A 24,875-nucleotide genomic window follows, 5' to 3' on the forward strand; every position below is an offset into this window, starting at 1 on the left:
ACACCCGCCGCGCACCGGCATCATCATCGGCGAGGCGGGCGTGGCTGAGAGGTTTAGGCGACGGTCTGCAAAGCCGTTCACGTGGGTTCGATTCCCGCCGCTCGCTCTATGCGGAACGCGGCCCGGTTCGTGACATGATCGAAAACATGTCACGAACCGGACCGCTACCCCGAGACCCGATCGCCGAGGCACACCGGCAATGGATCGAGCACGGCTGGGGATCGGTCGCCGACGGCATGGCCCTCGTCACCTCCCTGGTCCGGGCCCAGCAGATCGTGATGGCCCGCGTCGACGAGGCCCTCAAACCCTCGGGACTCACCTTCTCCCGCTACGAACTGCTGCAACTGCTCAGTTTCAGCCGCACGGGCGCACTGCCGATGGCCAAAGCCAGCGCGCGCCTGCAGGTGCACCCGACCAGCGTCACCAATACGGTCGACCGGCTGGAAGCGGCCGGACTGGTCGAGCGCGTGCCACATCCGAGCGACCGCCGCGCCACCCTCATCGAAATCACCTCCGCCGGAAGGAAATCCGTCGCCGAGGCGACCGAGGCGTTGAACGCGCAAGTTTTCGCCGAGCCGGGCCTGGCTCCGGGCGAGAGCAAACAACTGCTCGAGCTGCTCGCCCGGTTCCGCCATGCCGCCGGGGATTTCGACGACACGGCAAACCTCGCATTCCACGCGACCTGAGGGACAGAGCCGCGAATCGCGGGTCGACTCGCTTGGCAGGTAGCGCGAAAAGGTCCACCATGTAGCGCATGGTGCTGGTCCTCGGGGTGTCGGCAGGTGCGGGTGGTGCCCGTGCCGTGCTCAACCACACCGACCAACCGCATCTACCGCCGCTCGATCGGGTGCGCATCCCGCGCCGCGCGGGCGCCTCGGTGGAGGAATCGGTACTCGCGGCGATCCGCCGGATGCGGGTGGCGGCCATCGCCCGCGACGAGTGTGTCACCGCCACCGTCGTCACCTGCCGCAGCGACCTGCACGGCGACGCCATCCGCGCGGCGGCGGGCCCCTCGGTGACCATCGTCGACGAACCACTCGCCCAGCTGCGCTACCTGCGTTTCACGGGCCTGCTGCCCGACACCGATTCGGTGATGCTCTACGACCTCGGCAGTTCCGGCCTCACCGTCACCCACGCCGACTGCCGCACCGACACCATCCTCGCCAGTCAGCGCAGCACCGTCCTCAGCGGCGACGGCTACGACGCGCTGCTGCGCTGGCAACTGGCCAGAGGCGGCGTCGCGACCGACCGCCGCACCACCCGCACACATCGCGAAATGCTCAGCCGCGCAAGGGTTGTCACCGCAACCGACGCCGACACCGGCGAACGCGCCGTGGTCACCCGCAGCGATCTGGCCGCCTTGTGCGAAGCGGGACTGCATCATTCGGCATCGTTCGTGCGGAAGATGATCGAGGACACCGGCGTACGACCCGGTGCGCTCGTCCTGCTGGGTGGATGCGTGCGCAACCCGGCGCTGCGGCACGCCGTGGGTCAGCTGGTGGATCTGCCGATCGTGTACGACCCTGAGCCGGAATATGTTTCGGCACGCGGCGCGGTGCTGCTCGCCGCACGGAAACCCTCGCGCCTGCGCATGCCACGGTTGCGGGCGGGCGCGACGACCGACCCGGTCGCACCGTCCGGGCCAGGTCGGCGCAAATTCCTCGCCGCCGTCGCGGTGACCGCGACCCTGGGCGGTGCGGTCGCCGGGCTGCTCGGCACCGACGACCGGGCGGACGAGAAGAACCCGCCGACGCCCGCCCAGTTCATCGACGGCTCGCTCCCCGCGAAATGACTAGCTGTTGGTGAAGTTCGGCGCCCGCTTCTCGGTGAAGGCGGCCATGCCTTCCTTCTGGTCGTCGGTCGCGAACAGCGAGTGGAACGCCCGGCGCTCGAACAGCAGGCCTTCGGCCAGGCTGGTCTCGAAGGACCGGTTCACCGCGGCCTTGGCCAGCATGGCCGCGGGCAGCGACATGCTCGCGATGGTCTGGGCCGCCTCGAGCGCGGTATCGAGCAGCTGGTCGGCGGGCACGATGCGCGATACGACACCGGCCCGCTCGGCCTCCTCGACGCCCATGTTGCGGCCGGTGAGGATGAGGTCCATCGCCTTGGCCTTGCCGACCGCGCGGGTGAGCCGCTGCGAACCGCCCATACCCGGGATGACGCCGAGCTTGATCTCGGGCTGACCGAACTTGGCGGTGTCGGCCGCGATCAGGATGTCGCACATCATCGCCACCTCACAGCCACCGCCGAGCGCGTAGCCCGCGACGGCGGCGATGGTCGGCTTGCGGAAGTTGGCCAGGCGGTCCCAGCCGGCGAAGGTGTCGGCCAGGAACATGTCCATGTAGGACTTGGTCGCCATCTCCTTGATGTCGGCACCGGCGGCGAACGCCTTCTCCGAACCGGTGAGGACGACGGCGCCGATCGAATCGTCGCGCTCGAGCTCGTCGAGCGCGGCGGTGATGTCCGCGAGCACCTGCGCGTTGAGGGCATTGAGGGCCTTGGGACGGTTCAGCGTGATCCAGCCGACCCCGCCCTTGCCGTCGCTGCCGCCCTTGCGTTCCAACAGAATCGTCTCGAACTCGCTCATGGTCTGCAGACGATACCGAGCGGCGCCACCACCGGACTACACGGGCAAACCGAGTTCGCGCTCGCCGAGCGGGGCGAAGTAGGCGTCGACGTGGGCGTCGGTGACCTCGGCGAGGGTCGCGGGCGACCAGCGTGGCGTGCGGTCCTTGTCGATCACCTGGGCGCGGATGCCCTCGGCCAGGTCGTGGGTGCTCAGCGCGGCCACGGTGATCCGGAATTCGACATTGAGAGCGGCGGCCAGGCTGAGTCGGCGGGCGTTGCGCAGGGCGCGCAGCGTCGCCTTCACCGCCACCGGTGACTTGGCGAGGATGTCTTCGGCGGCCTTGGTCGCCTCGGGGAGGTCGGCCGCGCGCAGGGCCGCGATGATCTCTTCGACCGTGTCGGCGCGGTAGCAGCGATCGATCCAGTCGGCGTGGGCGGCCAGTTCGGATTCCGGTGCGGCAGTGGCGAATCTGGCGATGGCCTCGTCGGCGGGGGTGGTACGCAGGGCGTCGAGCAGCGCGGGCAGGTCGGCCGAGGGCACGAAGGTGTCGGCGAAACCGGCGACTATCGCGTCACCCGCGCCCATTCGCGCGGTGGTGAGGGCGACGTGGGTGCCCAGCTCGCCGGGCGTGTGCGAGAGCAGGTAGGTGCCGCCGACATCGGGCACGAAACCGATGCCCGCTTCCGGCATGCCGATCTGCGAGCGTTCGGTGACGATGCGATGGCTGCCGTGGGCCGAGACGCCGACGCCACCGCCCATCACGATGCCGTCCATGATCGCCACATACGGCTTGGGGTAGCTGTCGATCAGCTCGTTGAGCAGGTATTCGTCGCGCCAGAACGCGGCCGCCGCGGTGTCGAGCGGGGCGGGCGCGCCGGGGCCGCCGTCGTTGACCGCCTTGGCGTCGCGATGGATGGCGACGATATCGCCGCCCGCGCACAGGCCACGTTCACCCGCACCGACGATGGCGACGGTGTCGACGGCCGGGTCGGTCGCCCAGGCACGCAGGGCGTCGGTGACGGCCAGGCTCATCGCGTGGTTGAGCGCGTTGATGGCCCTCGGCCGGTTCAGCGTGATCAGACCGAGCCGGTCGCGGACCTCGAACAACACTTCGGCTTCACCCATGTCCGTCACCATAAAGTCGGATGTCCGAGTACCCGCAGCCGCGAGGTGCGAGTTGTGACCCATTCCACGGCGGTGCGTGGGGCAGAATCGGCGCATGGGCACCGACAACTTCGCACGGATATCCCGGCTGCGCGCGCTGATCGACCATGCGAACACCGGTGCGGGCGAACGCGCGACCGCCCAGCGCATGCTCGACCGGCTGTTGCGAAAAACCGGCGGCGGCAACGCTTCTCGGCCTTCCGACCGGGTCTACGGTGAGCGGCACCACCGGCCGGGCAGGCATGCGACAACGGCCGCCATCGTGGAGTCGGTGCGCGAGGACATCTCCTTCGCGCGCACCTTCGCCCCCGGTGCGCCCGGTGAGGTGATCGTGCACAGCCCACTGGCCGCGGCGCCGGCCGAACTCACCGTCGCGGTGACCACTCCCTTCGCCGACCAGATCGTCGTCACGATCGACGACATCCCGCCGCAGTGGGGCTGGGAATCCGACGAGTTCGACCGCATCGTCGCCACCCGCGACCTGCGCGCCCTCGCCGACGAACTGGCCGAGATCATCGACGCCTACAACCACTACGGCCCCGACGTGGGCCCACGCTTCTTCCGCACCATCCGCGCCCAGCAGACAACCCTCATCCGCTGATCTACCCGCCGCCGTGGAAGGTGGCCCGGTACGCCGAGGGGCTGGTGCCAAGTGCTCGCGCGAAGTGCTGGCGCAGGGAGGCGCCCGTGCCGAACCCGGCCCGCTCGGCGATCTGGTCGACGGTGAGTGTGGTCTGCTCGAGCAACTGCCTCGCCCTGATCAGCCGCTGTCCGGCGAGCCAGGCTCCCGGCGACATCCCGGTCTCGCGCCGGAATCGGCGGGTGAAAGTCCGCGGACTCATGGCGGCGCGCTCGGCGAGGACGCGCAGGGTGAGCGGTCGATCCAAGTGGTTCAGGGCCCACGCGCGGGCGCGGCTCGTCGTCGACTCGTCCTCGGCCGGGAGCGGTAGGTCGATGAACTGGGCTTGGCCGCCTTCACGATAGGGCGGCACAACCGTGCGCCTGGCGACGTCACCGGCGACGGCCGCGCCGTGGTCGGTGCGGATCAGATGCAGGCACAGGTCGATGCCCGCCGCTTCGCCCGCCGCGGTGAAGATGCCGTCGTCCTCGGTGAACAGCACGGCGGCGTCGACACGCACTGCTGGGAAGGCCGCGCGGAACCGGTCGGCGGACAGCCAGTGGGTCGTCGCGCGACGCCCGTCGAGCAGGCCTGCGCGGGCGAGCACGAAGGCGCCCGTGCAGATCGACGCGATCCGGCGCCCCGCCGCGCGGGCCAGGCGCAGCTGCTCGGCGATCTCGTCCGGTGTGGGGTCGCTGACCTCGTCGAGTTCGTGCGAGGCCGGCACGACGATGGTGTCGGCGGTGGCGAGCGTCGCGTTGCCGTGCTCGACGGCGACGGCGAAATCGGCGTCCGTGCGCACGAGGCCCGGTTCGATCGCACAGGTCAGCACCTCGTAGAGGCGCTCGCCGTCGGCGGAGCGGGCCGAGCCGAAGATCTGGTGCACGATGCCGAGCTCCATCGGCATCACCCCGGTGCGAGCCAGGACCGCGACCCGATGGACAGCCATGGCCCGATCCTTTCACATATCGGCTTTCCAGCCACTGGTGCGCGTGTGCCGGACTCGGCAGCCTGAGAAGGACGAACGAGCTACCGAAAGGACTGCGACCGATGCGAGTGCTGTGGGTGTTCGCCCATCCGGAACCGCGATCGCTGACCGCGCAGCTGCGCACCGCCGGGATCGCCGCACTGCGCGAGGCCGGGCACGAGGTGATCGAATCCGATCTCTACGCCATGAACTGGAACCCCGTGGTGACGGCCGAGGACTTCGCGCATGACGGCGTCGAGCGGCTGGACGTGGCCGACGAATCCGAAGCGGCCCTGCGCACCGGGCGGCTGGCCGCCGACATCCGCGCCGAGCACGCGAAGCTGGCCTGGGCCGACACCGTGGTGCTGCATTTCCCGCTGTGGTGGTACGGGATGCCCGCGATCATGAAGGGCTGGTTGGACCGCGTGCTGGTACAGGGTTACGCGTACGGGGTGCGTGGTCCCGAATCCGGTCGCACCCGCCGCTACGGTGACGGCGGCCTGGCAGGCAAGCGCGCCACGGCGGTGGTATCGGTCGGCGCCCATGCCGGGCTGGGACCGCGCGGCATCCACGGCGATCTCACGGAAGTCCTCTTCCCCCTGCTCCACGGCACTTTCTTCTACACCGGCATGGAGGTGATCGAGCCGGTGATCATCCCCGGCACCAACCGGGTGAACCACGAACGCTTCGCCGCCATCACCGCCGACCTGCGCGCCCGGCTGCTAGCCCTGCCGACGACACCGCCCATCCCCTACCGCCACCAGGACAGCGGCGACTACGACGGCGACTGGAACCTGCGCCCGGCCGAGCACCCGGGCGGGTCCGGCCTCGGGATCCACCGCCTCGACAGCGAATCCCGCCGGGCTTGCTGACCGAACCCTTGAGCGATGTGTAAATCAGCGCGGATGTTTCGGCCCGACGACGGTGGCGATCAGGCCGCCGGTCAGGACGATCGCGCCGACGGCCAGGACGACGCTGGCGACGGCTGGGCCGCCTGACGTGTTGTCGGCGACCACCTGACCGACGCCGATCGCGATGCACGCGGAACCGCCGAGGACGAGGACCGGTTCGCGCCGGAGCAGGTACGCGCCGAGAAAGATCACGCCGACGAAGCCGGTGAGCATGGGACGCCAAAGAGATTCGCCGATGGTCACCGATTGCGCGCCTGTTGTCGCGATAAGCCCACCGAGCAGGAATCCGGCCCAGTCGAGGACGAGCAGCCGCGCCCAGGCGAGCCCGAACCAGACGGCCCCGAAGATCATGAGCGCGATGCCCTGCCACAACCAGCGGTGCGTCCCGTCGGTGAGTTCGACGATCGTGGCGACGCCGAAACCGGCGATCGCGATCATCCCGAGCAGGCTCGGCACCATCAGGTAGCCGAGCGCCGCCACCAGCAGCCCCGCGCACAGCGCCGCGATCTCGGCATCGCCACCGCGCTCACCGAACGCGATCGCCACCGTGCCGCTGGTCGCCATCGCCGCCAGTACCAGCAGCGCCGACGCGAGCCTGGTTCGTACGGCCGTGGCGATAGGCACACGGCGGAACAAGCCGGGCCGTCCACCGGCCAGCACCACGGCGCCACCGAGCGAACACCCGGTGACGACGGCGAGCAACACCACTCGCCCGGTGTCGGCGACATCGGCCCACGCCCGGTCGAGGAACAACCCGAGGCCCGCCGCGACGAGCCCGGCACCGAGGTAGGCGACGATCTCGGCGAGCACCCGCCCGGTCGGCGCGCGACCCGCCCGCTCCTGTTCTTCGACAGCTCGCAGCACCGCGTCGCGCTGGTCACCACTGATGACCCCGCCCGCGACCAGCCGCTCCAACGCCACGCCCACCCCGTGTTCGCGAACCATCCGTCGAGTATGTCGGCCGAGTGCCCGAACCGGCCCCTTTCGCCGTGACGCCGTTCACAGTAGGATTAGTTTGATGTCCTAGTATCGGGCGTTCTACAAAATGGCGGAGGAAGTCATGAGCACCTCATTGCACGTTCCTGTCCATCCGGTGCGGTTCGTGACTTCGGCCGCCCTGTTCGACGGGCACGACGCGGCGATCAACATCATGCGGCGCATCCTGCAGGCCCAAGGCGCGGAAGTGATCCATCTCGGACACAACCGGTCGGTGCGCGAGATCGTCGACGCGGTGGTCGAGGAGGACGTGCAGGGTGTGGCGGTGAGCTCGTATCAGGGCGGGCACATCGAGTTCTTCGAGTACCTGGCCGAGGCGCTGCGCGAGGCCGGGGCGGGCGACGTGCGCATCTTCGGTGGTGGTGGCGGTGTGATCGTCCCCGAGGAGATCGAACGCCTCGCCCGCTGCGGCGTGCGCATCTTCTCCCCCGAGGACGGCCAGCGCCTCGGCCTGCCCGGCATGATCAACGAGCTCATCCGGCTGTGCGATGTGGACCGAGCCTCCGTCGCCCCCGATCTGAACGCCCTCTACACCGGCGATCGAATCGCCTTGGCCCGCACCATCACTTGTCTGCAGCAGGGCGCTCTGCCCGAAACCGATCGCGCCGCGATCCTTGCCGCGGCGGACGCGCGCGAAGTACCGGTTCTCGGGATCACCGGCACCGGTGGCTCCGGAAAGTCCTCGCTCACCGACGAATTGGTGCGCCGGTTGCGCACCGACCAGCAGGACAAGCTGCGTGTCGCGGTGCTCGCCGTCGACCCGACCCGGCGCCGCGCCGGTGGCGCCCTGCTCGGTGACCGTATCCGCATGAACGCACTCGACGGCGAACACGTGTACTTCCGGTCGCTGGCCACGCGCGGCAATCACGAACTGCCCGACGACATCGACACCATGATCGCCGCGTGCCGGGCAGCGGGCTTCGACCTGGTGATCCTCGAGACGCCGGGCATCGGCCAGGGTGACGCCGGCATCGTCGACCACGTGGATGTGGCGCTGTATGTGATGACGCCGGAGTTCGGTGCCGCCTCCCAGCTCGAGAAGATCGACATGCTCGACTACGCCGATGTGGTAGCGGTGAACAAGTACGAGCGCCGCGGCGCGGCCGACGCGGTGCGCGATGTGGCGCGCCAATTGATCCGCAACCGTGCGGAATTCGGTTCCGACCCGTCCGACATGCCCGTCTTCGGCACCAGCGCGGCGACTTTCGACGACGACGGTGTCACCGCGCTCTACCAGCATCTGCTCACCCGGCTGACCGAGCACGGTCTCACGGTGGAGCCGGGCGCGCTGCCCCGGGTGGAGACGAAGGTGTCGACCAGGTTCGCCCAGCTCATCCCGCCGTCACGGGTGCGCTACCTGGCCGAGATCGCCGAGACCGTGCGCGCCTACCACCAGGACACGGCACGGGAAGTTGCTGCGGCACAACGTGTTCAGCGGTTGCGTGCGGTACACGAGGAACTGCCCGACGACACCGCCGTCGGCGACCTGCTGGCGGCGGCCACCGGTGATCTGTCGCCCGCCTCGGCGGCCCTGCTGGGCGAATGGCCCGCGCTGGCCGAAAGTTATCGGGGCGAGGAGCAGGTGGTGCGGGTACGCGACCGTGAGATCCGCACCCCGTTGCGGCGCGAATCGCTCTCCGGCACAAGCGTTCCCCGGGTAGCACTGCCCCGCTACACCGACGCGGGCGAACTGTTGCGTTTCCTGCGCGAGGAGAACCTGCCGGGCCGATTCCCCTTCACCGCAGGCGTTTTCCCGTTCAAGCGCGACAACGAGGACCCCACCCGCATGTTCGCGGGCGAGGGCGATCCGGCGCGCACGAACCGGCGCTTCAAGGCACTCAGTGCCCACACCGAGGCCACTCGCCTCTCGACGGCCTTCGACTCGGTGACCCTTTACGGCCACGAACCTGCGCAACGGCCCGATATCTATGGCAAGGTCGGCACCTCGGGTGTCTCGGTGGCGACGATCGACGACATGCGCACCCTGTTCGACGGTTTCGACCTGTGTGAACCAACGACGTCGGTGTCGATGACCATCAACGGCCCGGCTCCGACGATTCTGGCGTTCTTCCTCAACGCGGCGATCGACCAGGCGGTGCGACGCTTCACCGAATCCGAAGGCCGGGAACCGACGGAGCAGGAGGCCGCCGAGATCAGGGCGCGCACGCTGTCCACCGTGCGCGGCACCGTGCAGGCCGACATCCTCAAGGAGGACCAGGGACAGAACACCTGCCTGTTCTCCACCGAGTTCAGTCTGCGGATGATGGCCGATGTGCAGGAGTGGTTCGTCCGCAACAATGTGCGCAATTTCTACTCGGTGTCCATCTCCGGCTATCACATCGCCGAGGCCGGTGCCAATCCGATCAGCCAGCTCGCCTTCACCCTGGCCAACGGATTCACCTACGTGGAAACCTATTTGGCGCGCGGACTGGCGATCGACGAATTCGCCCCGAACCTGTCGTTCTTCTTCTCCAACGGGATGGACCCGGAGTATTCGGTCATCGGACGGGTGGCACGGCGCATCTGGGCCGTCGCCATGCGCGACCGGTACGGCGCGGGTGAACGCGCGCAGAAACTGAAGTACCACATCCAGACCTCCGGTCGTTCGCTGCACGCCCAGGAAATGCAGTTCAACGACATCCGCACCACCCTGCAGGCGCTGATCGCGGTCTACGACAATTGCAACAGCCTGCACACCAACGCTTTCGACGAAGCCGTCACCACACCCACCGAGGAATCGGTGCGCCGGGCGCTGGCGATTCAGCTCATCATCGCCAAGGAATGGGGGCTGGCGGTGAACGAGAATCCGCTGCAGGGCAGTTTCATCATCGACGAGCTCACCGACCTGGTCGAAGAGGCGGTGCTGCTGGAATTCGAGCGGATCAGTGAACGCGGCGGCGTGCTCGGCGCCATGGAGACCGGTTACCAGCGCGGCCGCATCCAGGACGAGTCGATGCGCTACGAGCAGCGCAAACACGACGGAACGCTGCCGATCATCGGGGTGAACACCTTCCGCGGCCCCGAAAGCGAGGCCGCCGCGCCGACGGTGGAATTGGCCCGCGCCACCGAGGACGAGAAACGGTCCCAGCTCGAGCGGGTGCAACAGTTCCGCGCCGAGCACGCCGAGGAATCCCATCGCGCGCTCGCCCGACTGGCCGAGGTCGCCCACACCGACGGCAATATTTTCGAGGTACTGATGGACGCGGCACGGGTATGCACTTTGCAGCAGGTCACCGATACCTTTTTCGCCGTCGGCGGACAGTATCGGCGGACCGTCTGAGGCGACCGAATGCGACCATCGCCGCGGCCGACGTGTGACAATTCCCGGAGCAATGCCGGCGCGGCGATGGGACGTACATGGATCTGACCGGGCTCGACATCATCGATGCGCATATCCACCAGTGGGATCCGCATACGACACCTCGGCTGTTCAGCAAGCACGCCAAGCTGCTGCGGTATGTGCCGCTGCCGGTCGACCTGGCCGCGAAATTGACCCCGCGCCGCGACCTCCAGTTCGTCGGCGATCCCACGGCCTACCTCGGCCCATATCTGCCCGCCGACTACCGCACCGACCAGGGCGGGGTCGCGGTGCGCGGCCTCGTGCACGTGGAGGCCGAGTGGACCGGCTCGGCGCCCGACGAGACGCGCTGGGTGGCCAGCCTGCCGTTCGGGGTCGATACACCCGCGCTCGCCGCGATCGTCGGCGCGGCCGACCCCGCCGCCACGGATCTCGGCCCCACGCTCGACGCGCATCAGTCGGCCTCGCCGCTGCTGCGCGGGATCCGGGCCAACGTGGCCCACCATCCCGATGCGGGGGTGAAATCGTTCGCCGCGCACGACGGACTGCTCACCGCGCCCGCCTTCCTCGACGGTTTCGGTCAGCTCGCCGAGCGCGGGCTCAATTTCGACGCGTGGCTGTACTCGGGTCAGCTGCCGGAGGTGACGGCGCTGGCCGAACGCTTTCCCGAGGTGACGATCGTCCTCGACCACCTCGCCACCCCCGCGGGCGTCTTCGGGCCGGTCGGCAAACACACCGGCAGGACGGCGGGCGAGCGTCGCGACATCTTCGACCGCTGGCGCGACGACATCACCGATCTGGCCGCCCAGCCCAATGTGGTCGCCAAGGTGAGCGGGCTGATGATGCCGGTACTCGGCCACCCGGTCCCGCCGCGCGGGTTGTCGACCCAGGTGTCGGTGCTCGCCGACCGGCTGGGTCCGATGCTCGCGCACGCCCTGTCGGTGTTCGGCCCCGACCGGCTGATCTGGGGCTCGAACTTTCCCGTCGACAAGCCGATCACCAGCCTCCCCGTGGCCGTCGACGCCGTCGCGACCGCACTCACCAAGGCCGGTGCGTCGACCGATGACCTGCGGAAGATATTCGGCGGTAATGCTGTTCGCGTTTACCGCATCGACCTGGGGTGACGGGTTTTGTCGGTGCCCCGGTTTAGCATCACGGAATGAAGACGACCGGCACGTTCGAACTCACCGCCTTCGACCCGACCGATCTGCAGCCGCAACCGCCGATCAGCACCGGCCTACCGGTCGGCATCGCCCACATGACCAAGGTCTACGCGGGCGACATCACGGGCACCTCGGCGACGCTGTTCACCTCGGCGTTCGACATGTCGACGGGTGCGGGCACCTACATCGCCATGGAGTCCTTCGAAGGCAGCCTGGCTGGCAGGTCGGGTGCGTTCAACTTCGTCCATTCCGCTACCACCGGCGGCACCGATCGGACCGACGAGTTCTTCCACATCGTCCCCGGTAGCGGCACCGGCGAACTCACCGGCATCACCGGCACCGGCGCCCTCTACGTCGACACCACCGGCGGCCACCACATCTGGTTCGAGTACGACCTGCCCTGAGGACGGTAATTCCGGTCGCGTCTCTCGCCGTGGCACCCGCTGAACTCAGCCGTCGAATTCGGCGTAGAGGGAACGTAGTTCGCGGAGGCCGGTGGCGGCGGTCTGCTCGTCTTCGGCCGACATGCGCAGGGCACGGCGCAAGGCCATGGCGTCGAGGTCCTCGATGACGGGGTGGAATTCGATGCGTGGCAGGTCGGGGAGGGCGAGGTGGTCGCCGTAGGGGTCGTCGGAATCAGCGCTGCGAGTGGACCTTTCGACCCCACCGATGAGGGTGTCGAGGTCGAGTCCGCGCAGGGTGAGGATTTCACCCGGCTGCTCGTCGAGGCGTTCGGCGAGCAGGTAGCAGACGGCGGCCACATGCTTACACGGCCAGCCCATGTCCGGGCAGGTGCAGGAGAAGTCCAGTTCGGCGGCGGTGGTCGGCAGCAGGTGTGGTCCGAGCGCCGGTGGCAGCGCGCCCGAAGCGATTTCGGCGAGCATCCCGGGCGCTTCGCGGATCTCGGCCAGCAGCAGCTCGATCTCCTCCTCGCGCAGCGGCCGCACCGACAACACGGAGGTGAACGGGCTCGGCTGGCTGCCCTGCACCTCGGCGGTGACCGCACCGCGCTCCACGCGATAGTTCACCACCTGCCCGACCCGCGCGTAGGTACGGCCGCGCGAGAGCCTGCCCGCGTCGGCCACCTTCTCCACCGCCTCGAGCAGCGACTTTCCCCACCACGTGCGACCGAAACCACCGCGCGCCTGCGCACCGCCGCGCACCGGCTTGCGCGGACCGAACTGACTGAAATCGGCCATCAGTCACCCACCGCCTCGGCCCCGAGGGTGAACAGTTCACGCAACTCGTCGGTGCCGAGTTCGGTGATCCAGTTCTCCCCCGCCCCGACGGCCAGATCGGCCAATGCCTTCTTGCCGCTGATCATTTCGTCGATGCGCTCCTCGATGGTGTCGACGCAGACGAGTTTGCGCACCTGCACCGTGCGCTGCTGGCCGATGCGGAACGCGCGGTCGGTGGCCTGGTTCTCCACGGCTGGGTTCCACCAGCGGTCCAGGTGGATCACGTGATTGGCGGCGGTCAGGTTCAGCCCTGTCCCGCCCGCTTTGAGCGAGAGCAGCATCAACGGTGGGCCGCCCTCGGCTTGGAATCCGGTGACCATGTCGTCGCGACGCTGCTTGGTCACCCCGCCGTGCAGGAACGGGATGGGGGTGCCGAACCGTTCGGTGAGGAACGGCAGGATCAGGTCGCCGAACTCACGGAATTGGGTGAACAGCAGGGCCTTCTCGCCGTCGGCGAGGACGGCGTCGAGGATGTCCTCCACCAGAGCGAGCTTGCCCGAGCGATGCCCGCCGCGGCGCATGATGGGCGAGGCGTCGCCGAGGAAGTGCGCGGGATGGTTGCAGACCTGCTTGAGCCTGGTCAGCGCGCCGAGCACCGCACCCTTGCGTGCCATGCCCTTGGCGTCTTCGAGCTTCTCCAGCATGTCGTCGACCACGGCCTGATACAGCGCGGCCTGCTCGACGGTGAGGTTGGCGCGCACCGTCATCTCGAGTTTCTCTGGCAGATCGCTGATGACCGCCGGATCGGTTTTGAGCCTGCGCAGCACGAACGGTTCGGTGATGAGCCGCAACCGGTCGATGGCGTGCTGGTCGCGTTCGCGTTCGATGGGCACCGCGAAGCGGGCACGGAAGGACTGCGGGCTGCCGAGCAGCTTGGGCATGGCGAAATCGAACAGGGCACGCAGTTCTTCCAGCCGGTTCTCCACCGGCGTTCCGGTGAGCGCCAGCCGATGCCGGGCCCGCAAGGCGCGGGCGGCCCGTGACTGCCTGGTGGTCGCGTTCTTGATGTGCTGGGCCTCGTCGAGAACCACCCGTTCCCAGTGCTGTTCACTCAGCAACGCCGCATCGCGCGCGAGCAGGGCATAGGTGGTGACGACCAGGTCCGCATCCGCGACCGCGGCGGCGAAATCCGCGCCCTTGCGCCGATCGGTCCCGTGGTGCACGAGGACGCGCAGGTCGGGTGCGAAACGTTCGGTTTCGCGCTGCCAGTTGCCGACCACCGACATGGGGCACACCAGCAGCGTCGGCCCTACCGGACCGACGGCCTCGCGTTCGTGCACGAGCAGCGCGAGTACCTGCACGGTCTTGCCGAGACCCATGTCGTCGGCCAGGATCGCGCCGCAATCGAGCCGGCTCATGGTGGCCAGCCAGCTCAGGCCGCGCTCCTGATAGGGGCGGAGCTGGGCTTTCAGACCGATCGGCACCGGAACGGGCTCGGGATTGCCGTGTCCGGTGAACAGTTCGGCCGCCCAGCCGTCGGCGGTGACCTCGGTGACCGGCACATTGTCGACCCGTTCGGCGGCGAGTTCGCCGATCATGTCGGCCAGGGTGATCGGGGTGTCGTCGGCGTGCAGCGCCACGTACCGGGCGGCGGCCGCCAGCGCGCGGTGGTCGGCCTGCACCCATTCGCCGCGCAGCTGGACGAGATCGGATTTGCTGCGCACCAGCCGTTCCATCTCGGCCGGGGTGAGCACCATGTCCCCGAGCGCCAATTCCCAACGGTAGGAGAGCAATCCGCTCAGGCCGACGGTGGATTCGGCGGCGGCCGGGCTGCTCACCCGCAGGCGCATGCTCGGCTCGGCGATGTTCCAGGCGCGCGGCAGCAGCAGGCGAATCCCGGCCTCCTGTAGCGCATGCGCGCCGTGGGCGACCAGGTCGGCGACCACCTGGGTCGGGAGCAGGAGGTCGAGGCCGCGCGGGTCGGTCGGCAGGTCACGCAGGCGCGGGTAGGCTTTGCGGGCTTGGCCCAGCTTCTCGGCGGCGGTGCGTACCAGGACCGGATCATCGTCGAGCACAACAGGTTTCGGTGCGTCGTCGACCGGACGCAGACACACCTGCAGTCGCCACAGCGCCACCGAGTCGTCGTCGGTGGTGAATTCGCCGTCGGGTTCGCACAGGCGAAGGACCAGCTCGGGTTCGTCGGCGGCGTACCCCTCGCGCCACTGCGACAGTGTTTCGGCCAGCCGGTAGGAGCCCTCGTCGAGCGGGGTGTCGCTCATCAGCGCCGCCAGCAGCGGGTGCGTCATCGAACGGTGGCTCAGGTATTCGCGGGCGATCGGGTCGGTGAGTTCGGTGACCAGGTCCTCGAGCACCCCGGCGGGCGACCCGGCCACCCGCAGCGCGGCGGGCATGGCCGTGGCCAGCTCGGCGAGCCACGCCCGCTGCCGTTGCCCGCCGACCAGCCGCCACCGCACCCACCACTGCCCGTCGGCGCGATCCACCTGCGGCACCACCCGACCGGCCCGCACCCAGCGCTCGATGCCACGGGCGACGTGCGCGAGGAAACGCAGGTCGCCGGAGATGTGCTCGCGGGGCAGCCTGCTGCGCAGCACGACGGCGGCCGTCGGCGGCGCGAGCGCGTGCGCGCGGACCTCGGCCCGACCCGGTGCGCCCGCCTCGTCGACGACGAGCACCTCGGCGCGGTGCCGGAACCGCGCGCGCTCGAGAATGTCGCCGAGCACCGAACCCACCGCAACGGGCTGCCCGTCGTGCCACAGCAGCAGGCCCGAACCGGGGGACCACAGACCGTGCAGCATGGTTGCCATCCAAGCAGGAGCCACCGACACCCCGCGCTCGGCCATCGCTCTGGATTTCTGGGCTCCCACGGAACATACTTGGATATTCCCTGGTCACGGCCGGAAGATCACCGGCGACAACTGCATACTCACCCAGGCGAACCGGCCACGAACCGGCTCGGCCGATGAACCCCCTGAATGCGTGCGGAGGGCAGCGATGACGATTCTGCTCCAGGTTCTCGAGCAGAGCTACACCCCCACCACCCCGTGGGAGCGGCGCAAGTTCACGTTCGTCGATGCCGGGAAGATCGTCGGCATGCGCCTGGACGGTCAGTCCGGCGTATGGATCGATCTGTCCCGGCCCGGTGAATCCCAGCGGCTGGCCCACACGGCCGACCCGCGCGATTCCATCACCTTCCTGCTCACCGTGTTCGCCAAGATCGCCGAGTGCGAGGACCGGGGTGGTTCGTGGTTGATCGGCCACGACGGCACCCACATCTCCTCGATCGCGGCCACCCGGTTCCCACCACATGCCGCCGAGCTCGCGGCCGACGACATCCTGGCCCGCGCCTGGTTGTAGTACGGCGAAGTTGTCGGTGGGGTCGGCTACAACCTGTGCATGGGGAGACTCGCGTGGCTGGTCCTGCTGGTGCTCGCGTGCGCGGGTTGCGGGGTGCTGGCGCCCGAACCGATCGCGCCCGCGCCGGGTAGTCCGACGCGGGCAGAGGTGAGCGCGCTGCTCGATCAGGTGCACGTGATCGATGCACGACCGCACCCCGGCGGGTACGAACGCGGCTGCAAGGCCGGGCAGGGTTGTGTGTTCGGTCCGGCCTGGTCCGACGACACCGACGCACCCGGCGGTCACGACGGCTGCGACACCCGCAACAACGTGCTGGCCGCCCAGCTACGCGATGTGGTTCGCCGGGGTCGCTGCGTGGTCGTGGAGGGCGTGCTCACCGACCCCTACACCGGCACCGACATCGCTTTCCGCAAGTCCGACGGCGGCGACATCCAGATCGACCACGTCTATCCGCTCGCCGCCGCCTGGGACATGGGCGCCCACGCCTGGCCACCGGAACGCCGTCTGCGCTTCGCCAACGACGTCGCCGTCAACCTGCTGGCCACCAGCAAGGCGACCAATCAGTCCAAAGGCGACGACACGCCGGGCGAATGGCTGCCACCCGCCCGGCCCAACCACTGCTTCTACGCCGCCAAGTACCTCACCGTCGCCGTCGCCTACGACTTACCGATCACCGCCGCCGACAACGCCGCCCTCCACGACATCGCCCGCATGTGTCCTTGATGGATGCCGACGCTGTCAGGCGCCCGTCGCCACCGGGCGCTTCGGGTCGTTGGACCACTGCGACCACGACCCCGGGTAGAGGGCCGCGTCGATCCCGGCGATGGCCAGGGCCGCGATTTCGTGTGCAGCGGTGACGCCGGAGCCGCAGTAGACCGCGACCGGTCCATCACCGAACTCGGCGAAGCGCTCGCACAATTCCTCGGCGGTGCGGAAATGTCCTGTGGGGTACAGGTTTTCAGCGGTCGGTGCGCTGACAGCGCCGGGAATGTGACCGGCCTGCGGATCGACCGGTTCCACCTCGCCTCGGAAACGTTCGCCCGCGCGGGCATCGAGCAAGACACCCGACCATTTCGCGGCGGCGTCCGCATCGATCACGGGCAGCGCGCCGGGGCGAACAACCAGGTCACCGGGGGTCGGGTCGGGTTCGGCGCCGGTCGCGAGTTCCCCGCCGGACGCGGTCCAGGCGGGCAGCCCACCGTCGAGAATGCGCACGTTGTCGACACCGGCCCAGCGCAACAGCCACCACGCGCGGGCCGCCGCCATGCCACCGGTCGCGTCGTAGACGACCACGGGCTCATCGGCGCCGAGCCCCCAGCTGCGGGCGCACTTCTCGAAGGTTCCGGGGTCGGGCAATGGGTGCCTGCCGCGAGCCGGTGACGGTGCGGCGGCCAGTTCGGTCTCCAGGTCGACGAACACCGCGCCCGGAATGTGCCCGTCGAGATAGTGCTGTGGACCGTCCGGATCACCGAGCGCCCACCGCACGTCCAACAGGTGAATCTTGTTCGCCGCCAGCTCCTCCCGAAGCTCGGCCGCCGAAATCAGCACCGCACCCACGCCAACTCCTCACTCCCGGTCCGTCCCCCGCCGCCACCCTACGCACTCCCCGCCCACCCACACCCGAAACGGCACCCCGTGCATCGGACGGAGGCTGGACAGATGATCACCACGTTCCGGTGGCGACAACGGCCGAGAGCCGCACGCCGCCAGAGCGTGGTGATCGAGCGGCCGGCACCGCGGGCCGGATCAGGCCAGTTTCGCGCTACTGGCCGGTGACGCTCCCAGACCCGTCGGGCAGGATTTGCCGAATGTCGCAGGTCTCCACCAGTTCGTCGTCCGATGTCACCGAGGAACCGGCCGGGATAGGTCAGCCGCTCGGTGCGGGCGCGGTGACCGCGCTGGTCGGGTTCACCAGTTCCTTCGCGGTGGTGCTGAGCGGGTTGCGGGCGGTGGGGGCCAGTCCGGCACAGGCGGCGTCGGGACTGCTCGTGCTGTGTTTCACGCAGGGCATCGGCATCCTGCTGCTGAGTTTCCGGTACCGGATTCCGATCACCCTTGCCTGGTCGACACCCGGCGCGGCGCTGCTGGTGAGTACCGGTCTGGTGGCCGGTGGATGGCCCGGTGCGGTCGCGGCGTTCGCTGTGACGGGCGTGCTGATCGTCGTCACCGGCCTGTGGCAGCGTCTCGGTTCCCTGGTCGCGGCGATTCCGGTGCCGATCGCGCAGGCCATGCTCGCCGGCGTGCTCGTTCCGCTGTGCCTGGCTCCGGTACAGGCATTGCGTACCTCGCCCGCCGTGGTGGTTCCGGTGATCGTGGTGTGGCTGGTTCTGCAACGATACGCACCGAAGTGGGCGGTGCTCGTGGCCTTCGCGACGGCGGCCGTCGGCACCGGCATCGACATCGCGGTCGCCGACCGGCACCTCGACCTGTCCGCCATGATCCCCAGCGTGGAACTGACTGCCCCACAATGGCATTGGCAAGCGATCATCGGCATCGCCGTTCCGCTCTACATCGTCACGATGGCCTCGCAGAACATCCCCGGCGTCGCCGTGATGCGTTCTTTCGACTACCAGGTGCCGTGGCCGCCTGCCATGCTCGTCACCGGGATCGGCACCGTCCTCGGCGCCCCGGCGGGCGGTCATGCCATCAACCTCGCCGCCATCAGCGCCGCTCTCGCGGCCGCCCCGAGCGCGAGCCCGGATCCGAAGCGTCGCTGGATCGCTGCGGCCACCGCGGGCGCCTCCTACCTCGTCCTCGGCCTGGCGTCCGCCGCCCTGGTCACCCTCATCGCCGCCGCCCCGGCGGGCACCCTCGAAACCGTCGCGGGCCTGGCCCTGCTGGCCACCCTCGCCGCTTCCCTCGCCGCCGCCCTCACCGACCCGGGCGACCGCCTCTCCGCCCTGGTCACTTTCCTGGTGGCCGCCTCCGGCACCACCCTGCTCGGCATCGGCGGCGCCTTCTGGGCGCTGCTCGCCGGCCTCATCGTCCGCCGCATACTCCCAGCTCAGAAGTAGGTGCGCTGAGGTCGATCCGGACCTCACCGCCGGACCCGCGCGCTTCGCCGAGCCTTCAGTCCGGGTCAGGTGAATCCGGGCCCACAGCCTGCCCCGCAGGTTCCGTCGATCTCAGTCCGGGTCGGCGAGGCGGTCGAGGAGGGGTGCGGTGCGTGGTCCGACGAGTTCGCGCATGACGAGGGCCATGTTCGTGCGTTCGACGCCGGGGATCTTCAGGATGGCGCCCGCGATGCGGTACAGGTCGTCGGCGTCGCGGGCCACGATGCGGACGGTGAGGTCGGTTTCGCCGGTCATGCCGCAGACCTCGGTGACCTCCGGAACGTCGGCGAGCTCGTCGACCACCGCATCCAGCTGGTGCTGATCGACGACCACCGCGACGAAGGCTGCCAGCGGATAGCCGAGCGCCCGCGGTTCCACGCGGCGCTCGAAACTGCCGAGCACCCCACCGCTGTCCCAGCGCGCGAGTCGCGCCTGCACCGTATTGCGTGACAGCCCGAGGCGGGCGGCCAGTTCCACCCCGGTGGCCCGGGGGCTGACGATCAGTTCGCGCAGCAATCGCGCGTCGGTCGCGTCGAGGGTCACGGCGGGTTCGCGACTGGTCATACAACGCAGTATGACAGCGCGTCACCCCAGTACAACGTGCATTCTGCTCAGTCACGTGTCGTTCACTTGCGCAGGCGGCGGTATCGTGGATGCTGTGTGATACACATCGCACTCAGCGATCAGTCGTACCCGCATCGGCCCACAAGGCGCGGTGGAGAGGAGGCGATCTCGATGCCGGAGAAGCAGACCTACCCGGTCCAGTTGATCCAGCCGGACGGACGTCGCGTATTCGATCGTGAACACGGCGCGCTGGTCGCCGATATCGATGCCGAACGATTGCGGGGCCTCTACCGGGACCTCGTCGTGACCCGCCGGATCGATCTCGAGGCGACCGCACTGCAACGCCAGGGTCAGCTCGGCCTGTGGCCACCCATGCTCGGCCAAGAAGCGGCGCAGGTCGGTTCGGTGCACGCACTGCACCCCGACGACTACATCTTCTGCTCGTACCGCGAGACCGCGGTGGCGTACTGCCGTGGCGTACCGCCCGAGCAGCTGACGCGGCTGTGGCGCGGAGCGGCCCACCACTGCTGGGATCCCGACGCGGTGAACATGACCAACGCCAATATCGTCGTCGGCTCACAGGGCCTGCACGCCACCGGTTACGCCTACGCCGCCCACCTCGACGGCGCCGATATCGCCACCATCACCTACTTCGGCGACGGCGCGACCAGTCAGGGCGATATCGCCGAGGCGCTCGGGTTCGCCGCCACCTGGAGCGCACCGGTGGTGTTCTTCTGCCAGAACAACCAGTGGGCGATCAGCGAACCGGTCACCGTGCAGAGTCACGTGCCGCTGGTGCGCCGGGCCGACGGGTACGGCATTCCCGGTGTGCAGGTGGACGGCAACGATGTGCTGGCCGTGCTCGCCGTCACCCGCCAGGCGGTCGAACGTGCCCGCAGCGGCGGCGGCCCCACCTTCATCGAGGCGATCACCTACCGGATGGGCCCGCACACCACCGCCGACGATCCGAGCAGGTACCGCACGGCCGCCGATATCGAGTACTGGGAACGGCGCGATCCGATCGAGCGGGTGCGGCTGCTGCTCGAACGCGAGGGCCTGCTCGACGACGAATTCGCCCGCTCGGTCGCGCGCGCGGCCGACGAGGTCGCCGACCGGGTGCGCACCGCGACACTCCAGATGCCCGACCCCGACCCCCTCCACATGTTCGACCACGTCTACGCGACCGAGCACCCACTGATCACCGAAGAGGCACACCAGTTCTCGGCCTACCTCGCCGAAGGAGCGCAGTCATGATCACCACCTTCGCCGCCGCTCTCAACACCGGTCTGCGCCGCGCCATGGAAGACGAGCCGAAGGTGGTGTTGCTCGGCGAGGACATCGGCAAGCTGGGTGGTGTGTTCCGGGTGACCGACACGCTCCAGAAGGATTTCGGCGACAATCGCGTCATCGATACGCCCCTGGCCGAATCCGGCATCGTTGGAACGGCTTTCGGTATGGCGTTGCGCGGTTACCGGCCGGTGGTGGAGATCCAGTTCGACGGTTTCGTCTACCCCGCGTTCGACCAGATCGTGTCGCAGGTCGCCAAGATCCACTACCGGACGGGTGGAAAGGTGAAGGCGCCGTTGACGATCCGCATTCCGTTCGGCGGCGGTATCGGTGCCGTCGAACACCATTCGGAGTCACCGGAGGTGTATTTCGCGCATACCGCCGGTCTGCGTGTGGTGTCGCCGAGTACGCCTGCCGACGCGTATCACATGATCCGACAGGCTATTTCGCTCGACGATCCGGTGGTCTTCTTCGAGCCGAAGCGGCGGTACTGGGACAAGGCGGACGTGGACTTCCACAGCGAACCCGACCTGCCACTGCACAAGGCGCGTGTGCTCACCGAGGGCACCGATGCCACCGTCCTCGCCTACGGCGGCACCGTCGCCACCGCACTGACAGCCGCGAAAATCGCTGGTGAGGAAGGCAACTCGATCGAGGTGATCGATCTGCGCAGCCTGTCCCCGCTGGATGTCGACACCATCGCCGAATCCGTCGACAAGACGGGACGGCTGGTGATCGTGCACGAGGCGCCGGTGTTCGCCGGGCTCGGCGCCGAGATCGCGGCGCGGATCACCGAGCGCTGCTTCTATCACCTCGAGGCGCCCGTGCTGCGTGTAGGCGGCTACGACATCCCCTATCCCCCGGCTAAGCTCGAAAAGCACCATCTGCCTGATTCCGATCGCATCCTCGCCGCGGTCGACCGATGCCTAGCCGCATGACGACGAAAGGTGCGCCCGTGCCGCAACCAGCTGGCGACGACGGACACGTGCTCGAATTCCGTCTCCCCGACCTGGGTGAGGGCCTCGCCGACGGCGATCTGGTGTCGTGGGCCGTCGACGTGGGCGACACGGTGGAACTGAACCAGACCATCGCCGAGGTGGAGACCGCCAAGGCGGTGGTCGCGCTGCCGTCGCCGTTCTCCGGGACGGTCGTCGAATTGCTTGCCTCGCCCGGCGATACGGTGCCGGTGGGCGCCCCGCTGATCCGGGTACGCAACGATCTCGAGGTCACCGACCCGCCTACCGCCGAGGACCGAAGGGACGTGCTGGTCGGGTACGGGCCCGAGGCCGAAGCCACTTCACGACGGCGCAAGCCGACACCGTCGATGGCATCCACCACGCCGAGCACGCACCGGGCCGCTGCCACGCCCGCGGCCCGGAAGCTGGCCAAGGAGCTCGGGATAGACCTGTGGTACGTCGCGGGTTCGGGACCCGAGGGTGCGGTAACCGTCGAGGACGTGCGCTCGGCCGTGCCGGTCACCGGGCCGCGGGCCAAGCCCGGGGCCGAGCTCGCCGCTGTCGCCCAGCAGAACGGTCACGACGCGGGTCTCATCGAGTCGAGGGCCCGCGAGGAACGCACGCCCGTCACCGGAATCCGCAAGCGCACCGCCGCCGCGATGCTGGCCAGCGCCCGCACCATTCCGCAGGCGAGCACCTTCGTCACCGTCGACTGCACGGCCTCGATGGAACTGCTCGACCACCTGCGCACCACGAAGTCGTTCGAAGGACTCACGCTCACCCCGTTGGCCCTGGTGGCGCGCGCCGCCCTGGCCGCCATCGCCGAACACCCCGGCGTCAATGCCGCCTGGGACGAGCAGAATCAGCAGATCGTCACCAAGCACTACGTGAACCTGGGCATCGCGGTCGCCTCCGACCGTGGGCTGCTCGTCCCGAACCTCAAAGACGCGCAAACCCTGAGCCTGCGCGAACTGTGCCGCGAGATCAGCTGGGCCGCCGACACCGCCCGCTCCGGCAACGCCACCCCCGCCGACCTCCTCGGCGGCACCTTCACCATCACCAACGTCGGCGTCTTCGGCGTCGACACCGGCGTCCCCCTGGTCAACCCCGGCGAAGCCGCCATCCTCTGCCTCGGCTCGATCCGCAAGCGCCCCTGGGTATTCCGCGACGAACTAGCCGTCCGCTGGACAACCACCCTCGGCCTCAGCTTCGACCACCGCATGATCGACGGCGAACTGGGCGCCCGCTTCCTCGCCACCACCGCAACCTTCCTCGAGGACCCCCTCACCCTCCTCAGCCGCGTCTGACCTGGCCAGACCGCCCCGTCCTGACCGGATCGGGGAATATACGAGTCCCGCAACGCAGGCGAAACACGGTGCGCTCCCGCTGTAAAAATCGGGGGTTACAACCTGTGTATGAGCGAGGCACATCCTGTCGACGCCCGGTTGCCGTTGGGTCGGCAACTGGCCTTCGGCCTGCAGCACGTCCTGATCATGTACACCGGATGTATCACCGTGCCCCTGGTCTTCGGGGCGGCGGCGGGGCTGGACAGAGCGACGATCGGGTTGTTGATCAGTGCTGATCTGCTGGTGGCGGGCATCATCACGCTGGTGCAGAGTCTCGGGGTCGGGAAGCTGGCCGGGGCGAGACTGCCGATCGTGTGTGGGGCCACGTTCGTCGGGCTCAATCCGATGATTCTGATCGCGAAGGAGTACGGGCTCGACGCGGTGTACGGGTCGATGCTGATCGGTGGCGTGGTCGGTGTGGCGCTGGCGTGGCCGTTCGCGCGGGTGGTGCGGTTCTTTCCGCCGCTGGTCACCGGGACCGTGCTGACGGTGGTCGGTGTGTCACTGATCGGGGTGGCCGGTGGCCTGATCATCGGCAGCGATCCGAAGGCGCCGAGCTTCGCGGCCCCGTCCACGATCGGGTTGGCGGCGGCGGTGGTGCTGATCGCGGTCGGGTTCGTGTGCCTCGGTCGTGGCGTGTGGTCGCAGCTGGGCGTGCTCATCGCGCTGGTCGCGGGCATCGTGATCGCGCTGCCGATGGGGCTGATTTCGACGACGGGCGTCGGTGCCGCCGACTGGATCGGCATTCCGCAACCGTTCCACTTCGGGTCACCGCAGTTCCCGGTGACCGCCGTGGTGGCGATGAGCATCGTGATGGCGGTGGTGTTCGCCGAGTCGACCGCGAGCATGCTGGCGATCAGCGAGATCACCGGAAAACCGCTCGGCAGAGGCGATCTCGCACGCGGCCTGGTCGGCGACGGCCTCTCCGGTGTACTCGGCGGCATCTTCACCGCATTCATCGACACCATCTTCAACCAGAACGTCGGCGCGGTATCGACGACAAGGATCTACAGCCGGTACGTGACCGCGGTGAGCGGGGCGATCCTGGTGCTGCTCGGCCTCGTCCCCCGCATCGGTGAAGTGGTGGCGGTGATCCCGAAACCGGTGGTCGGCGGCGTGGGGCTGGTCCTGTTCGCGACGGTCGCCGTGGTCGGTGTGCGGACGTTGCTGCAAGCCGACCTCACCGACCGGGTGAACGCGACCATCGCGGCCACCGCCATCGGCATCGGTCTGCTGCCGGTCTTCACCAAGGACATGTTCGACAAGTTCCCCACCTCGGCGCAGATCCTGCTGGACAGCGGTGTCACCCTCGGCGCGGCCACCGCCTTCCTGCTGAACCTGGCCTTCAACCACACCGTCCTCGGCACCCTCGCCCGCAGCGCGAAGGCACCCGTCGAACCGGTCCGCGAGCCGGTGGCCGCCACCTGAA

22 protein-coding genes and 1 tRNA gene are annotated in these 24,875 nt (G+C 68.8%); 15 read left to right on the forward strand and 8 right to left on the reverse strand.

Going from position 1 to position 24,875, the window contains the following annotated elements:
• Window positions 1–34: 34 nt before the first annotated feature.
• The 3 genes from NI2_RS13260 to NI2_RS13270 all read left to right on the forward strand — a co-directional run bounded on the left by NI2_RS13260 (window position 35) and on the right by NI2_RS13270 (window position 1,792).
• Window positions 35–106, forward strand: a tRNA-Cys gene (locus tag NI2_RS13260).
• A gap of 40 nt (window positions 107–146) precedes the next feature.
• A complete protein-coding gene (locus NI2_RS13265) occupies window positions 147–686 on the forward strand; it encodes a MarR family winged helix-turn-helix transcriptional regulator (protein ID WP_067490658.1) in 540 nt (179 codons plus the stop codon).
• 68 nt (window positions 687–754) lie between these two features.
• The gene (locus NI2_RS13270) at window positions 755–1,792 is read left to right on the forward strand and encodes an acetate and sugar kinases/Hsc70/actin family protein (protein ID WP_067490484.1); all 1,038 of its coding nucleotides are present in this window, start codon (window positions 755–757) and stop codon (window positions 1,790–1,792) included.
• Here the strand turns inward: NI2_RS13270 and NI2_RS13275 are convergent, their stop codons facing one another.
• Window positions 1,793–2,587, reverse strand: a complete 795-nt coding sequence (locus NI2_RS13275) for an enoyl-CoA hydratase (protein WP_067490487.1) — start codon at window positions 2,585–2,587, stop codon at window positions 1,793–1,795. It abuts the gene before it with no gap.
• A gap of 36 nt (window positions 2,588–2,623) precedes the next feature.
• Window positions 2,624–3,694, reverse strand: coding sequence for an enoyl-CoA hydratase/isomerase family protein (locus tag NI2_RS13280; RefSeq protein WP_174552207.1), 1,071 nt, complete (start codon window positions 3,692–3,694; stop codon window positions 2,624–2,626).
• Between the two features lie 94 nt (window positions 3,695–3,788).
• Here NI2_RS13280 and NI2_RS13285 point away from each other — a divergent pair, with 94 nt between their 5' ends.
• On the forward strand, window positions 3,789–4,334 hold the full coding sequence (locus NI2_RS13285; protein ID WP_067490492.1) for a hypothetical protein: 546 nt from the start codon (window positions 3,789–3,791) through the stop codon (window positions 4,332–4,334).
• A gap of 1 nt (window position 4,335) precedes the next feature.
• Here NI2_RS13285 and NI2_RS13290 read toward each other — a convergent pair whose 3' ends face one another.
• Window positions 4,336–5,301 carry a GlxA family transcriptional regulator gene (locus tag NI2_RS13290; protein WP_067490494.1) on the reverse strand — a complete coding sequence of 322 codons (966 nt, stop codon included), beginning with the start codon at window positions 5,299–5,301 and terminating at the stop codon, window positions 4,336–4,338.
• 101 nt (window positions 5,302–5,402) lie between these two features.
• Between NI2_RS13290 and NI2_RS13295 the strand changes: the two genes are divergently transcribed.
• A complete protein-coding gene (locus tag NI2_RS13295) occupies window positions 5,403–6,191 on the forward strand; it encodes an NAD(P)H-dependent oxidoreductase (RefSeq protein WP_067490497.1) in 789 nt (262 codons plus the stop codon).
• 24 nt (window positions 6,192–6,215) lie between these two features.
• On the opposite strand, the gene NI2_RS13300 is transcribed toward NI2_RS13295, so the two are convergent.
• Window positions 6,216–7,175 (reverse strand): DUF2157 domain-containing protein, encoded by a 960-nt coding sequence (locus tag NI2_RS13300; RefSeq protein WP_067490500.1) that lies wholly within the window; start codon window positions 7,173–7,175, stop codon window positions 6,216–6,218.
• 115 nt (window positions 7,176–7,290) lie between these two features.
• Here NI2_RS13300 and icmF point away from each other — a divergent pair, with 115 nt between their 5' ends.
• The 3 genes from icmF (at window position 7,291) to NI2_RS13315 (ending at window position 12,091) form a co-directional block, all read left to right on the forward strand.
• The gene (gene icmF / locus NI2_RS13305; RefSeq protein WP_243749868.1) at window positions 7,291–10,506 is read left to right on the forward strand and encodes a fused isobutyryl-CoA mutase/GTPase IcmF; all 3,216 of its coding nucleotides are present in this window, start codon (window positions 7,291–7,293) and stop codon (window positions 10,504–10,506) included.
• Window positions 10,507–10,583: 77 nt separating this feature from the next.
• Entirely contained in the window at window positions 10,584–11,648 is a 1,065-nt protein-coding gene (locus tag NI2_RS13310; protein WP_067490510.1) for an amidohydrolase family protein, read from the forward strand.
• A gap of 35 nt (window positions 11,649–11,683) precedes the next feature.
• Window positions 11,684–12,091, forward strand: a complete 408-nt coding sequence (locus NI2_RS13315; protein ID WP_067490513.1) for a DUF3224 domain-containing protein — start codon at window positions 11,684–11,686, stop codon at window positions 12,089–12,091.
• A gap of 45 nt (window positions 12,092–12,136) precedes the next feature.
• On the opposite strand, the gene NI2_RS13320 is transcribed toward NI2_RS13315, so the two are convergent.
• A complete protein-coding gene (locus NI2_RS13320) occupies window positions 12,137–12,886 on the reverse strand; it encodes an SWIM zinc finger family protein (RefSeq protein ID WP_067490516.1) in 750 nt (249 codons plus the stop codon).
• Complete coding sequence (locus NI2_RS13325) at window positions 12,886–15,681, reverse strand: DEAD/DEAH box helicase (protein ID WP_443093640.1); 2,796 nt, start codon at window positions 15,679–15,681, stop codon at window positions 12,886–12,888. Before NI2_RS13325 ends, NI2_RS13320 begins: the two co-directional genes overlap by 1 nt.
• A 196-nt stretch (window positions 15,682–15,877) precedes the next feature.
• Between NI2_RS13325 and NI2_RS13330 the strand changes: the two genes are divergently transcribed.
• Window positions 15,878–16,240 carry a hypothetical protein gene (locus NI2_RS13330; RefSeq protein ID WP_067490527.1) on the forward strand — a complete coding sequence of 121 codons (363 nt, stop codon included), beginning with the start codon at window positions 15,878–15,880 and terminating at the stop codon, window positions 16,238–16,240.
• Window positions 16,241–16,279: 39 nt separating this feature from the next.
• A complete protein-coding gene (locus tag NI2_RS13335) occupies window positions 16,280–16,963 on the forward strand; it encodes an HNH endonuclease family protein (RefSeq protein ID WP_067490530.1) in 684 nt (227 codons plus the stop codon).
• A gap of 15 nt (window positions 16,964–16,978) precedes the next feature.
• On the opposite strand, the gene NI2_RS13340 is transcribed toward NI2_RS13335, so the two are convergent.
• Window positions 16,979–17,797, reverse strand: a complete 819-nt coding sequence (locus tag NI2_RS13340; RefSeq protein ID WP_067490534.1) for a sulfurtransferase — start codon at window positions 17,795–17,797, stop codon at window positions 16,979–16,981.
• A 251-nt stretch (window positions 17,798–18,048) separates the two neighbouring features.
• On the opposite strand from NI2_RS13340, the gene NI2_RS13345 reads away from it, so the two are divergent.
• Window positions 18,049–19,254, forward strand: a complete 1,206-nt coding sequence (locus tag NI2_RS13345; RefSeq protein ID WP_067490537.1) for a benzoate/H(+) symporter BenE family transporter — start codon at window positions 18,049–18,051, stop codon at window positions 19,252–19,254.
• Between the two features lie 111 nt (window positions 19,255–19,365).
• Here NI2_RS13345 and NI2_RS13350 read toward each other — a convergent pair whose 3' ends face one another.
• A complete protein-coding gene (locus NI2_RS13350; protein ID WP_067490543.1) occupies window positions 19,366–19,857 on the reverse strand; it encodes an Lrp/AsnC family transcriptional regulator in 492 nt (163 codons plus the stop codon).
• 171 nt (window positions 19,858–20,028) lie between these two features.
• On the opposite strand from NI2_RS13350, the gene pdhA reads away from it, so the two are divergent.
• The 4 genes from pdhA (at window position 20,029) to NI2_RS13370 (ending at window position 24,874) form a co-directional block, all read left to right on the forward strand.
• The gene (gene pdhA / locus NI2_RS13355) at window positions 20,029–21,111 is read left to right on the forward strand and encodes a pyruvate dehydrogenase (acetyl-transferring) E1 component subunit alpha (RefSeq protein ID WP_067490547.1); all 1,083 of its coding nucleotides are present in this window, start codon (window positions 20,029–20,031) and stop codon (window positions 21,109–21,111) included.
• Window positions 21,108–22,082 carry an alpha-ketoacid dehydrogenase subunit beta gene (locus tag NI2_RS13360; protein WP_067490548.1) on the forward strand — a complete coding sequence of 325 codons (975 nt, stop codon included), beginning with the start codon at window positions 21,108–21,110 and terminating at the stop codon, window positions 22,080–22,082. Before pdhA ends, NI2_RS13360 begins: the two co-directional genes overlap by 4 nt.
• Complete coding sequence (locus NI2_RS13365) at window positions 22,079–23,407, forward strand: dihydrolipoamide acetyltransferase family protein (protein ID WP_067490550.1); 1,329 nt, start codon at window positions 22,079–22,081, stop codon at window positions 23,405–23,407. The genes NI2_RS13360 and NI2_RS13365 overlap by 4 nt, the downstream gene beginning before the upstream one ends.
• Before the next feature lie 108 nt (window positions 23,408–23,515).
• Window positions 23,516–24,874, forward strand: coding sequence for a uracil-xanthine permease family protein (locus NI2_RS13370; protein WP_067490553.1), 1,359 nt, complete (start codon window positions 23,516–23,518; stop codon window positions 24,872–24,874).
• The last annotated feature ends 1 nt before the right edge of the window (window position 24,875 follow it).

It is taken from the genome of Nocardia ignorata NBRC 108230 (genome assembly GCF_001612905.1).
GTDB lineage: Bacteria > Actinomycetota > Actinomycetes > Mycobacteriales > Mycobacteriaceae > Nocardia > Nocardia ignorata.